Origin of the sequence: Viridibacillus sp. NPDC096237, from assembly GCF_050278625.1 — a bacterium.
In the GTDB taxonomy this organism is placed as follows: Bacteria; Bacillota; Bacilli; order Bacillales_A; family Planococcaceae; genus Viridibacillus.
Window position 1 is genome coordinate 1 of sequence record NZ_JBNNTI010000065.1, and the last position, 13130, is coordinate 13130.

Annotated in this window: 15 protein-coding genes; 3 read left to right on the plus strand and 12 right to left on the minus strand. The window is 35.5% G+C overall.

What is annotated here, in order from left to right; translation table 11 throughout:
• Positions 1-182: 182 nt before the first annotated feature.
• From ACQKMD_RS20450 to ACQKMD_RS20475, 6 genes are all read right to left on the minus strand, one after another.
• Positions 183-806, minus strand: coding sequence for a MerR family transcriptional regulator (locus tag ACQKMD_RS20450; RefSeq protein ID WP_427754300.1), 624 nt, complete (start codon positions 804-806; stop codon positions 183-185).
• A 100-nt stretch (positions 807-906) separates the two neighbouring features.
• On the minus strand, positions 907-1128 hold the full coding sequence (locus ACQKMD_RS20455; RefSeq protein ID WP_427754302.1) for a hypothetical protein: 222 nt from the start codon (positions 1126-1128) through the stop codon (positions 907-909).
• A gap of 214 nt (positions 1129-1342) precedes the next feature.
• Positions 1343-1525, minus strand: coding sequence for a hypothetical protein (locus ACQKMD_RS20460; RefSeq protein WP_427754304.1), 183 nt, complete (start codon positions 1523-1525; stop codon positions 1343-1345).
• A 235-nt stretch (positions 1526-1760) separates the two neighbouring features.
• Entirely contained in the window at positions 1761-2789 is a 1029-nt protein-coding gene (locus ACQKMD_RS20465) for an LLM class flavin-dependent oxidoreductase (protein WP_427754305.1), read from the minus strand.
• A 158-nt stretch (positions 2790-2947) separates the two neighbouring features.
• Positions 2948-3352, minus strand: a complete 405-nt coding sequence (locus ACQKMD_RS20470; RefSeq protein ID WP_427754307.1) for a MerR family transcriptional regulator — start codon at positions 3350-3352, stop codon at positions 2948-2950.
• 466 nt (positions 3353-3818) lie between these two features.
• Positions 3819-4388: a manganese efflux pump gene (locus ACQKMD_RS20475; RefSeq protein ID WP_427754308.1), complete on the minus strand. Its 570-nt coding sequence runs from the start codon at positions 4386-4388 to the stop codon at positions 3819-3821.
• Positions 4389-4528: 140 nt separating this feature from the next.
• Between ACQKMD_RS20475 and ACQKMD_RS20480 the strand changes: the two genes are divergently transcribed.
• Positions 4529-5284: a DUF817 domain-containing protein gene (locus ACQKMD_RS20480; RefSeq protein ID WP_427754309.1), complete on the plus strand. Its 756-nt coding sequence runs from the start codon at positions 4529-4531 to the stop codon at positions 5282-5284.
• A 242-nt stretch (positions 5285-5526) separates the two neighbouring features.
• On the opposite strand, the gene ACQKMD_RS20485 is transcribed toward ACQKMD_RS20480, so the two are convergent.
• The 5 genes from ACQKMD_RS20485 to ACQKMD_RS20505 all read right to left on the minus strand — a co-directional run bounded on the left by ACQKMD_RS20485 (position 5527) and on the right by ACQKMD_RS20505 (position 11145).
• A complete protein-coding gene (locus ACQKMD_RS20485) occupies positions 5527-6336 on the minus strand; it encodes a hypothetical protein (protein ID WP_427754311.1) in 810 nt (269 codons plus the stop codon).
• Entirely contained in the window at positions 6333-7439 is a 1107-nt protein-coding gene (locus tag ACQKMD_RS20490) for an MBL fold metallo-hydrolase (RefSeq protein WP_427754313.1), read from the minus strand. The genes ACQKMD_RS20485 and ACQKMD_RS20490 overlap by 4 nt, the downstream gene beginning before the upstream one ends.
• On the minus strand, positions 7432-9093 hold the full coding sequence (locus tag ACQKMD_RS20495) for an ABC transporter permease (RefSeq protein ID WP_427754314.1): 1662 nt from the start codon (positions 9091-9093) through the stop codon (positions 7432-7434). Before ACQKMD_RS20495 ends, ACQKMD_RS20490 begins: the two co-directional genes overlap by 8 nt.
• A gap of 61 nt (positions 9094-9154) precedes the next feature.
• Positions 9155-10183, minus strand: a complete 1029-nt coding sequence (locus ACQKMD_RS20500; RefSeq protein ID WP_427754315.1) for an ABC transporter substrate-binding protein — start codon at positions 10181-10183, stop codon at positions 9155-9157.
• A complete protein-coding gene (locus tag ACQKMD_RS20505) occupies positions 10180-11145 on the minus strand; it encodes an ABC transporter ATP-binding protein (protein WP_427754317.1) in 966 nt (321 codons plus the stop codon). The genes ACQKMD_RS20500 and ACQKMD_RS20505 overlap by 4 nt, the downstream gene beginning before the upstream one ends.
• Positions 11146-11282: 137 nt before the next feature.
• Between ACQKMD_RS20505 and ACQKMD_RS20510 the strand changes: the two genes are divergently transcribed.
• Both ACQKMD_RS20510 and ACQKMD_RS20515 read left to right on the plus strand, forming a co-directional pair.
• Complete coding sequence (locus ACQKMD_RS20510; RefSeq protein ID WP_427754319.1) at positions 11283-12185, plus strand: LysR family transcriptional regulator; 903 nt, start codon at positions 11283-11285, stop codon at positions 12183-12185.
• 132 nt (positions 12186-12317) lie between these two features.
• The gene (locus tag ACQKMD_RS20515) at positions 12318-13034 is read left to right on the plus strand and encodes a 3-ketoacyl-ACP reductase (RefSeq protein ID WP_427754321.1); all 717 of its coding nucleotides are present in this window, start codon (positions 12318-12320) and stop codon (positions 13032-13034) included.
• Positions 13035-13064: 30 nt separating this feature from the next.
• Here ACQKMD_RS20515 and ACQKMD_RS20520 read toward each other — a convergent pair whose 3' ends face one another.
• Positions 13065-13127 (minus strand): hypothetical protein, encoded by a 63-nt coding sequence (locus tag ACQKMD_RS20520; RefSeq protein ID WP_427417267.1) that lies wholly within the window; start codon positions 13125-13127, stop codon positions 13065-13067.
• Positions 13128-13130: the final 3 nt, after the last annotated feature.

A 13130-nucleotide genomic window follows, 5' to 3' on the forward strand; every position in this document is an offset into this window, starting at 1 on the left:
GGGTCAATGCTCGTTGACACTCATGCATCATACTAGAGGGCTCTTTTTCTTTCAAGACCCCGAACATCTTTCAAACAGGAATGCTGCCCCGTTAGTTCAATAAGAATTTGGATAAACGCTCTTATCTCTGTGCAAAAAATAAGAACCTCCACTAGCTGTATTTCCTATTTTTTAAATAGTCTCTACCAAAATCCACCTTTAGTTTGTTCAGTTGTTGCTAATGTTTCTAATTCGGCAATTTTAGAATTTAATTTACGAATTTCAGCCATCAAAGCGTTTGTATTCGGTGTAATTTCAGCTAACTTTGTTTGGTGCATTATCATTGTATCTATCTGATCTTGCATGTGCTTAAACTCAGCACTTTCTTTTGGATGTTCAATCGCCTTTAAAGTCATATCCTGCTTGGTTTCTAACTCCGCTAATCGCTCATATAGCGCCTTATTTTCAGCGCGCATCGCTACCATCTCATCGCTCATAAGTTCTAATATGCGATAAAGCTCATTATCAAAGGGATCAACGGTCATCGCGATTTGTTCAGCGCTCTTGCGCTTAGCGATTGATTGAACAGTGCTTGAAGGTGAAAAGTCAGCGCTTGAAACCTTTATTGCAGCTTCTTTGAGCGATAATTCACCGCGATTTTTAAGCGCTAGCATAGCGCTGATTATATCAATGTCGTGTTCATTATATTGACGTTGTTTATTTGCATTTTTATGTATTTTATAACCGTTTTGCTCTAACAGTTGCGAATAAGCACGCAAAGAAGGCGCTGATACATTTAATATACTTGCTGTATCACTAGCATTCATAGTCTAATCACTCCTCTTTTAAGCAGTCCGTAATCCTACATTTCTATTGTCGAACACTCTCAGAGCCAATTTCAAGCATAGCAAAATAAGCTAGTCACTATTAATCTTCTAGCCAATTATAAAATACACCTTTTTTAGTCTCTCTAACGTGCCGATCTACTTGTTCCGCTGGTCGAATCGAAGGATATTCTAATCTATTTGATAAAACACTTGAAAAAGTAGCCACTACATTATCAAAATGGTTAGATTCCATATCAAGTGAAATATGATGAATAACTTCCTTAGCTGCAAAGAATCGCTCTTTATCGGCATCTGAACCCATTCTTAAAGCTAGTTTATAGGCGTTTTCACGTACGATAGACGGATAGGGCATAGATTGCAGGGTTTATCTGTCTCACTTTTCCCTCATGAGTTACGCGGACGATAATATAAATTTCCACTGTTAGTCCATGTACGCAAAGTCAGAATCACCAAAAGTTGATTCGACGGCATATTTTGGGAAGGTCGAATTCAACTGCCTTTTTCACTTTAAACTATTAATTTTTCTGTTTAAATGGTGATGTTTTATAGATAGAATAAGTAATTCCAGCAATAATTAACACGATGATAAAATATTTATAAAATAGAAGTGTGACAAACAATTTCATAATTGATATACCAAACTTCAAAATAATAAATAGAAAAACAATAATGCTCAATAACTTTAAGATAGGATTCATAGCTAACACACCCTCCGTATCAGCTTGTAATGCGCCGACTCTTTGAGCTATTATAGCATGTCCCCTTAATTTAATGCTTCTACTTCTTAGCGTTCCTTTCCTTGCATAATGATTGCTATCTCAATATAATTACTTTCAGTTATTTATCTTAAAAATTAACAATCATATTTAAAAGAATAACCAAAAGACTATCTCATCAATTCAATTACCGTTGATGATACAGTCTTTTGGTTATTTATATATACTTATTTACTTGGGGCATAATTTTAGTCGCTAGTAATTCAATAGATCTCGCTATTTCTTTATATGGAAGAGCACCCATGTCTAGCTGAGCTAAGAATCTAGTATGCCCTAGCAATTCATGTTGCTTTAATATTTTCTCAACAATTTCATCTGGTTCCCCAATGAACAATGAACCTTCAGGAGATGTCATAAAATCATAATCTTCACGATCTAAATAAAAAAGCATATTACGCTGCTTATTGATATATGTCCCATAATTATTAAAATACGGATAAAACGCATCCCTCGCTTGCTGACCATCTTCAGCAAAATACCCATGACCAGTTATAGCTACTTGACACTGTTCCTTTGGATGACCTGAGGCATTAAATGCGGATCGGTACTTTTCTACTAATGGCACAAAGACATTTGGGTTATCTCCAAGTATAACGATTGCCATACCTACTCCATAACGTCCCGCTCTGGATGCACTTTCTGGAGTACCTCCAACACCAACCCATGTAGGAATGGTATTAATCGCCCGTGGTGAAATCATTGCACTATTTAGCTCTGGTCGGTGATTTCCTTGCCAGGTAATACATTCCTCTTTATTTATCTTCAAAAATAATTCTAGATTTTCTTCAAATAATTCGTTATATTGCTCAAGTTTGTAACCAAATAATTCAAATGAATCTAAAAAGGCTCCACGCCCTGCCATAATTTCTGCACGGCCATTAGATAATAAATCCAACGTTGCAAAATCTTCATATAACCGCACTGGGTCTACAGTACTGAGAACTGTTGTTGCACTTGTTAAACGAATATTTTTTGTTTGCTGAGAAATTGCACTTAATACAACAGGCACTGAAGAAACTGCATAATCCGGCCTATGATGCTCACCTACACCGAATAAATGAAGTCCAGCTTCATCCGCAAGTTTCGCTGCTTGTAATATCTCTTGCAAGCGCTCCTTTGCATTGCCTATCTTTCCCGTTTGAGGATCAACCCCTAAATCTGCTAAGGTATATACTCCAAACTCCATTTTGCCACCTCCACATTGTGAGATTAGAATATGATTGCCGGACGAATCTGTTACTTTAAAACTATTTATTATTTAAGAAATAGAAACACCAAAAATTTGGAAGCTCCTTAAAATCCGCTTATTACTATCAGTAACAACTTGGTGGAATGCAAGAGTAATCATATCAATTGTTTTATGTCTAACATCATATTCGTAATTTTAGTTTTTTTAAGTTGAAGCTCTTGCTCAGCTTTTAGAACGAGTTCTAGTTCTTTATCTAAGCTATTTATAAATCCTTGGATTAGCTGATCTGAACCACATCCATTTGATCGCTTCAACTTGAATATCTCCTGTATATCCTTTAGTGTAAATCCGACTAATTGCATTTCTTTAATTGCATGAAAATCGCTAATATCTTTTACTGAATAATCCCTCACTCCGTTGATCCAATCCGGTTTGACTAAATCTAATTCCTCATAGTGGCGAACCGTATCCTTCGTTGTATTCACCTGTTTTATGAATTCACTAATTTTCAATGCTTCAACTCCTAAAAGAGTAATTGGTTGACGTGGGGTTAACCCCATACTTTATCCTTCAGTAAACATGAAAGGATGGATGAAATTGTTTAGTAGTTTAATAATAATATTATATTCTATGGTATGCATCAGCGGTGCAATTGCCCTGATTATTAGAAATTTAAAACAGGGCATAATGTTAAGCTTTTCGAAAAAGATTTCACTGACTTTTTTCGCAATCAGTCACCTCTTATTTTTAGCATTAGGCATCGCAACTTTATTTAGTGCATTATCTTTCACCTGGTTAGTAGCTACTGGATGCTTAATTGTTGGGTCAAGAATACTTAATGGTTTAGCTCTTTATGGTAAGAATAATTGGCGACATTATATAGTCACTGGAGCTCTTTTATTTTCAATTATCTCACTCTATTTAATGGGCATCTAATTCTTGTTTATTAGTTATCTTCAACTAGTATTCAAGTAAAATCATAAAAAAGCCGCCCTAAATTAACTTAGATTTAGGGCGTTCTTGTAGTCAATTGACCATTTCGAATATCCCAATACAGATAAGTAATACACCAGAGAGCACCGTGGAATATTTGCTGATAAATGTATTGGCCAATAAAGAGCCGAAATGGTTGCCTACTCCAATCGTAATTATTGAAAATAAACCTATTGAAATAACAGTCCATATAGCGGAAATACCATTTGCACCAATCGCTATACCTCCTGCCAGGCAGTTTGCAGATAGAGCCAAGCCTAGCGGCACCGCTTCCTTCACAGAAATAATTCGGTTCATATCTCTATCCATTGTTTCAGGATTTTTCAAAGACTCCTGATTATTGAATCTTCTAGAAAATAGAGTCCATAGTCCAATTCCGCACAACAAAAAGCTCCCTATAAGGCTTGCGTTATGGGGTGATATATATCTAGTCACCTCAGAGCCCGCGACTACCGCAACATACGTTATGACCATCGCCACAAACGCAATAGTAATGTTCGATATCATAGGAATTTTTGTTTGTTTAACCCCATAAGCTAGACCAATTCCTAGGTTGTCTAAATTAGCTGCAACCCCCATAAGTATAATGGTAACCCAATGCATAATGACCTCCTTGTAACGATACACTCATTCTCTAAATGATATGCGTAAATAATCAAAGGGTGCATTTAAATGATTTGAATGCACCCCTTTTTAGTTCGAACCAAACCTTATGTAATTTCGTCCAGTTATTGGGTGATTATATGGAGAAGTTATTAAAATTTACATACCTACAGGCAATGTCATGCATTTTCCCCGTCATTATCTTTGCAACACTAGCCTTATCGAATTTGTTGAAAATTCCACATTTACCACGCTATGATTTTATATTAATCATTTGTTTAGCCGCACAAGTTTTTATGCTCCTGTTAAAATTAGAAACTTGGGATGAATTCAAAGTAATCTGCTTGTTTCATATCATTGGTCTTGGGCTTGAATTATTTAAAGTACATATGGGGTCTTGGTCATATCCCGAGGACGCGTATAGCAAATTTTTTGGAGTACCACTATATAGTGGCTTTATGTATGCCAGTGTAGCGAGTTATATTTGTCAAAGCTGGAGGCGTTTAGATTTACATATCCTCAACTGGCCTAAGCCGTTTTTCGCTTACAGTATTAGCTTACTTATTTATATGAATTTTTTTTCGCATCATTATCTATATGATTTACGTTGGATTTTAAAAGCATTGTTACTTGTGATCTTTTTTCGTACAGCAGTAACATATAAACTAAACGAGAAAGTCTTTAAAATGCCTATGATTCTATCCTTTTTCCTTATAGGTTTCTTTATCTGGATTGCTGAAAATATCGTGACATTCTTCGGCGCATGGCAATATCCAAATCAAGAACAAACTTGGTCACTCGTCCCAATCGGGAAAATTAGCTCATGGTTTTTACTAGTCATCATTAGCATTATTATCGTAGCGCTATTGAAGCAAGTGAAGAGTAGAATTAAATGATGAACATGGTAAAATGAAAGAACATATTCAGAAAGACTTAGAATTCTGTTCAAATCACATGGGAATGTAGTTAAGGGTATTAATCACTCATACCTTAAAGTAAGCGGATTTTATGAATGCTTGGTACAAATTAAAAAGGATATAGATCTCTTCTATAGAAAAGAGTCTATATCCTTTTTGTGTTCTCCAATTCAAACTCATTTATATTATTTATTCAAGTAATATAAATGACATCTATCCAATTATTTCTCCATTACAAATGCAGTTTTACCACGCTGATCATCACTAAGATAACCCTCTGCTTCTAACTTATCATGCCATAACTTTTCAATGTCAGCAGCTTTCGAAGCATCGTCTTCTTTGGTAGACAGTTCGACCATGATTTCATCTTGATAATTCCAAACTTCAATATCTGCTTCATATCCTGCATAACTACCCTTATATGTTATTGCCTTTGCAGGTCCATAAACAACAGCTTGTGATAGTGTATCATTAAACCAAACTTCAGAATCCCAATTTTGAAGTTTTTTCGGTGCATTATCTAAAATTAAATTCTTTGCTGCATCAGTATCAACAGAATTGAAGGAAACTTTTGATGTTTCTTTTAATGACTCTTTTCTGCTTACCGCAAAAGTATGATTACCTCCCTTAATATCTAACTCAAATTTGTAATTAGACTCGTTTCCAGTGAAACCATGACCTTGTGTTATCGCAAGTGCTTCATCAAGTGGCGTGTTTAGGAATCGCTTTTTGTAAGTAATATCTATCTTATTGCTATCTTTATATACACGTAGACGATGGTTATAGTCTGCTCCTAAAAACGCCTTATTTTCTGTATCAAAGTAGTAGATTTTCACTTCATCCTTTTTCATAGCTGAAAAAACATTTATTATCTTAGATTCTATAAAAATATCTGATTTAATATTATATTTAATTTCATTTCCAGGATTGATCGCCGCACTTACCTGAGCAGAACCGAATCCACTAATACACAGAAGAACTAGACTAGCCATAAATAATCGTAGTACCATTTGCTTTACACTTTTCATCATATTATTTCCTCCTCATTTTCTACTAATATTGAGAAATTAGTTTCGATGTTCGTTAGCTGGCTATGAAAATAGATAGTCTTAGGTGCGTTTATTTTTTTTGAGATTTCTATGATATCTGGATAATCTAAATGTGTTTTATAAAAAAACTGTTTCGATTGAACTTCATTTTCAGCTAGCCTCTTTAAATATCCATCTTTTTTCATGTAGCCTGTAAAGACCACTATTGCAGTTGGATATACGTGTAGCAATTCTTCAATTTCCCACTCATTAGTCTCTGAAACAAAATAGATTGCATTTTCGCTCTCTACCCTCTCTCTAAAACAGTTACTCTTAAATGGTTTCAAGATTTCTTCATATCTTGATGTCCGAATATTTTCGGATGAATTATAATAATCCTCAAAAAAAGAAAAGAATTCTTTATCAATGTTCATTGCTCTTTCAGTATGTTGAAAAAGATAAGTAGCAATATCAGCTGTTTTACCTGACAAAGAAGACGGAAAAATAATAGGACAACTTGGTTGTTCATTGATGTAGTTCTTAATCTTCTGCAATACTTCCAAATTAGTAATCTGCTTCTCAACATGCCCACTATCAATTAATGCTAAATCAAACTTGGTGCCATCTTCTTTTGGTAAAGTAGCATTTAACAAATAGGAATCCATTACATAGTCGCCTGAGAAAAATATCACCTCCTTAAAGAATCGAATCTTGTACCAAACACTCCCTACTATATGGCCGCTATAGCCCCATTGAAATTCAAGATAATCACTAACCTTCAGCGATTTCCCCATCGTATCTGGTTGAAAAATCTTCGTATTTTTAAAAGAGCGATTTAATTGTCTAGCTGTCATTTTACTCATGAAGATTTCACCTTTATAGTCCCATGTTTCAAGTATTGGCAATGCACCTGTATGATCAATATGCGAATGTGAGATAAACACCGCATCAAGCTTTTCTACATGAGCTTTTGTTAAATCAGGAGTCGTTTTTTCAGCGTTATTCATAATGCCACAATCGAGTAAAATGGCATGTTCCGCATTTTCAATAAAAAAGCAATTACGCCCGTACTCTCCAACTCCCCCTAAAATTTCGACCTTAAGCACCTGCATGTCCTCCTCTTTTTTGTAACCAATCTAATAGGAACATAAAAACAACAGTCATAGCTACTGTAATAACAGCAACGGCCATTCCTAAACCAACATTACCTTGTTCAAACTGGCTATAAATAAACGTTGCGCCTGTCTCAACTGAAGGTGGCAAAATGAGTAACCCAGCTACAAGTTCACGCATCGAAATAATAAAGGTCATCATCATTCCAGCTAATATTCCCTGCATTAATAATGGAATGAAGATGTAACGATACACATCCCAACCGTTCCGTCCAAAAATAGCAGCTGATTGAAAAATGGATTGATCTAGTTGAGATAAAGAAGATTTAGTATATTGAACTGAGTACGGTAAAAAAAGTACACAATAGGTCACTACCACCATTGCCTTCGTATTGTATATCGTTGCAGGTAGCCAAGGTGAATTCCAGAACATGATTAAACCTACTACAAAAACAATTCCTGGAATGATATTTGGCATTAGACTAAAAAAATCTAATGCTTGCTGTTTTTTCGTCTCACCTTTTTTAATATAAAGTGCAATGAACAATCCTATAACAGCAGTAACACTAGCTGTTATAAATGAAAATAAGATACTATTCAGAAATGCTGATAGTCCGGCACTACCATTAGTGAATACTGCTTGATAAGAAGCAAAGCTAAAATTCCCTGCACTTAGTCCATCCCCACGTACCTTTTGTAGTGATGTCACAATAATTGAGAAGTAAGGAATGCCGATTGAAAATAGGAGTACAATTCCTACAAATAGCCATGCACCTAGCTTTAAATACCACTTATCTTTCATTTCACGAATAGCTGGTGTTTTTCCAGATAACACGCTATATGTATTTTTTCGACCGATTAGATTTTGGAAATACCAAATGATTAGACATACAGAAAGTAAGAATAAAGAAAGTGATGTGGCCATACTAATGTCTACAGGCCATCTCGATAAATAGGAATGGATTTCTGTAGTAAAAACTTGAAAGCCAATTCTGCTACCAAAAGTTGCAGGAGTACCGAATTCGGCCAAGGTTTTTATGAAAATCAGTAATACCCCTAGTACATAACTCGAAACTAGTAAAGGTAAAACGATTTTAGCCCAGTTTCTCCAAGGATTTCGTCCGAATATCAATGCAGCATCAAGAAATGATCCATTAATTCTTAGCAATGTATTTCTCAACATTAAATATAGAAAAGGAAATAGATGCAAGCTCATCACCATTACCATTCCAAATAAAGAAAAGAAATAATCTGACATCCATGCAGCAGCTGGCATTAGTTGTTGCAAAAAACCATTATTCTGCATAAATAATATCCAGCCCATTGACCCAATATATGGCGGTGTCATAAAGGGAATTGTTAGAATAATATCTAACCAATCCAATTTGATTAAGCTAGTTTTCGTACGAATTAACGCCATTGGTAAAGCTATAATCGTAGTACCCAAAATTACTAATACACCTAATAATAAAGAGTTGCCCAACGTATGCCACATTCTATCATTTTCAAACATTCTACTAATCTGCGAAAAGTCTAATTGCCCACCATTAACAAATGTATAATATAGAATTGCTAATAATGGTGCGATAGCAAACGTACCCACAATGGCTAGTAATACTCCAAATGTTCGTCTACCTTCCATAATCATCGAAGTTTCATTCCTTCCTTAGAAAACAAAAGCTGAGAAACACGTCTCAGCTCATAAATTATTATTGGAAAATCTCATTAAATTTCGTTAAAATATCGATTTGCTTTGTCTCTGCGCCTTTCCAATTAACCGTTAGTTGAGGAATCTCATCCAACGCTGCACGATCTTTTACTGGAATTTCTTTGTTACCTGGAAGTAAATAAGCATCTGTCACTAACTTTTGACCTTCATTTGAAAGTAAGAAATTAACATAAGCTTGAGCACCCTCGACGTTTTTAGCATCCTTCATAATTCCAACTGCTCGCGGGCTTACAACTGTTCCACTTTTCGGATAAACAATTTCTACAGGCTCGCCGTCTGCTTTTGCTTTATAAGCCATGTAATCTACTCCAGAGATTGTTGCATCTTTATCTCCTGTAATAACTGAATCCAATGCTTCTTTATTTGCTCCATTTACTTGTAAACCATTTGTCTTCCACGATTGGATAATGTCCCAACCAGTTTTCTCTGCTTCCGTATAACCGTAAATGAAGTCAACAGCTGAACCTGACAGACTTGGATCTGGAATATTGATTTTATCTTTCCATTCTGATTTCGCTAGATCTGTCCATTCGCTTGGAGCAACTTTTGCATTTTTTGTATTGTAGGCAATTCCTAAAGCCGATGCACTATAACCATAGTAGTAGCCTTCTGCATCTGACCAATCGCTATTAATTTTATCTGCGTTTTCAGCACCTTTATAACTCTGAAGTTGATCGGCTTCTTTCATTCCATCCATTGAAGCTACTGAAGCTAATACCACAACATCTGCAACAGGATTGGTTTTCTCTGCTTCTAAGCGAGATAAGATTTTCCCTGTTGTTCCTTGGAACATTTCTACCTTCATTCCGGTTTTTTCTTCAAATACTTGTTTAACATTTGCTGCCAAACCATCTGGCCCTGCAGTATAAACTGTTAATGTTTTATTTTCTTTAGTTTCTGCACTTGCTTCACCATCATTTTTGGATGTGTTGCTATTTCCACACCCTGCTAATGCTAATGTCAAAAGTGTTCCAACTGTTGCTATCATTTTTAAACTACGTTTCTTCAATGTAATCCCTCCAATTGATAAATTTGTTTTTCATCTATGAACACTTTAAGATGTTTTCCTTTTTCAAGTGGAACATTTTCATAAAAGCTCCATTGATTACCTTCCACTTCTGCTTGGACTAAATAACGATCTCCGATAAATGTGCTTTTTAATATTTTTGCTTGTTTTGCAATTGCACCTAATTGTGAATGTCTAGATACACCTTCAGGTCTAACAATGCGGCTACCTTTATCAACCCAATTTACTTTACCGATAAAGTCTGCCACATATGGTGTTGCTGGTGAATGATAGATTTCTTGTGGTGAACCAACCTGCGCAATTCTCCCGGCCTCCATCACAATAATTTGATCTGACATTGTCATAGCTTCTGTTTGGTCATGTGTGACAAAGATAGCTTGGCAATCTAGTTCATGAATAATATGCATAATTTCTTCTTGCATCTTTTCTCGTAGCACTGCATCTAACGCTGATAAGGGTTCATCAAATAGAATTAACTTAGGATTTGTTGCAAGTGCCCTCGCAAGTGCCACACGTTGCTGCTGACCACCTGATAATTCTCCAGGTTTACGTTTCTCAAATCCCTTCATATTCACCAGTCTCATAACATAATCGACACGTTCTTTAATATCTTGCTTGGGCAATATCCCTTTTAAAGCAAAAGCTATGTTCTGAAAAATAGTCATATGAGGCCAAAGTGCAAAGTCCTGAAAAACCATTGCAATATTTCTTTTGTTCGGTTTTACATTTTTGCGTAGTTCTGATGAATAGATAACTGTATCATCAAACCTGATTTCACCATTTGTTGGTTTTTCTAATCCAGCTATTATTTTCAATAACGTTGTCTTACCACAACCCGATTGACCTAAAATTGTTACAAACTTGCTGTTTAGTTCTACATCAATCGGCCAGAGTGCTTGAGATTCTCCATATTTCTTTTCAATATTCGTAATCGAGATTTTCATAATGCCCTCCTCGTCTATAACAACTATAAAGTCCAGATATTTAGGAAATATTAACCTAGTATTAACAATTCGTTAAAAAAACTCTAATATACTATAGCTAATGCAATAGTTTATCTAATTTACTTCAGGAGGATAATATGAATAATCTTAAATTACAGGCATTCTGCTTACTCGTGAATTATAAAAAACTAGCTCCTGTAGCTGAAGAGCTAGGTATTACTTCGCCTACAGTATCCTTTCATATTCGTTCAATTGAAGAAGAATATGGTGTACGATTATTTCGGACGAATGCTGGGGGCTATCGTTTAACTGAGGCAGGAGAAGGGCTCTATCACTATGCGCGTCAGATTGTCCAGTTACAAAAAGACATGAACAAATTCTTTGAAAATCTAATAGCAGGTAATATTGGCTCAATTCGTTTAGGCGCCAGCGGTTTACCCGCACATATTTTCATGCCTGATATTATCGATCAAATTTCAACAGCTTATCCAGATATACGAATCTCTCTAGAAGTAAAAACAGCTCCAGAAATCGAAAAGAAGTTAATACTTCAAGAACTAGATTTCGGGCTTATAATGGAAACAAAAAAAGAAAATCCAGCACTGATTTATGAAACTATTGGTGAAGATTCTCTCGTTCTTGCATTAAGTCCCACTCATGAACTTGCAACAAAAAAAGACATCTCAAAGTCAGATGTCCTTCAAAACAAAATACTATTGCATACCTCTTCAAGTTCAACCAATCATTTCATTGAAAAATGGTTGGATCCTTACGCACCATCCATCTATACAATTGAACTAGATTCGGTAAGTACCATTAAAAAGATGTTAACTTACGGTAAAACATTAGCCTTTCTATCTGTTGCCCTTATGGATGAAGAATTAAAATCAGGAACATTACTCAAAAAAGAATTGAATGATATTACGCTAGCCCGAAAGATTCAGCTCATATACCCTAAATCTCGATTAGACAGTAAAGTTGATGAATTTGTAAAGAAAGTAATTCACAAATTAGCATGTGTTTACAAAGCCACTGATTAATATTTTTTTCAATTATCTTACATTTGTAAACAATAGACTATAAAGCAAAATAATATACTTTTTCATTTGGTAAAGGTAACATATATGAATATTAAATTATACGATTTTAGAAAATGGCAGGGAGAGATCCACATGCAAAATATTAATGGTAAAACAGCTCTTATTACTGGTGGAGGGCGTGGAATTGGGCGTTCTACTGCAATTGCTTTCGCAAAAGAAGGCATTAACATCGGCTTAATTGGACGCACTCTTGAAATTTTAGAGAATGTAGTAGCTGAACTAAAAGAATACGGAGTGAAAGTAGCTATTGCAACTGGTGATGTATCGAATATCAATGAAGCGAATGCAGCCGTCGAAAAAATTCGCGGAGATCTTGGCGCTATCGATATTTTAGTGAATAGTGCTGGTATTTCTAAATTCGGAAACTTCCTTGAACTCAATCCAGAAGAATGGGCGAAAATCATTCAAGTAAATGTCATGGGTGTATATTACATTACACGTGCTGTGCTTCCAGAAATGATTGAACGTCAAACTGGGGATATCATTAATATTTCTTCAACAGCTGGTCAAAAAGGAGCACCTGTTACTAGTGCATACAGTGCTTCAAAAGCTGCTGTTATTGCCCTAAGTGAATCATTAATGCTTGAAGTAAGAAAACACAATATTCGTGTTAGTACTTTAACACCAAGTACAGTTGCTACTGATATGGCTGTTGAACTGAATTTAACTGATGGCAATCCAGATAAAGTAATGCAACCAGAGGATATCGCAGACTTCATGATTGCCCAGCTTAAATTGCATCCAAGAGTTCTTCTAAAATCAGCTGGCTTATGGTCAACAAATCCATAAGTGGTATGTCAACACTAAACTGGACAACTTTTATAAGGACTGCTGCTTGAATTCCACCGGTGTTAAATAGCCCAGTGTTCCATGAATTCGAATATT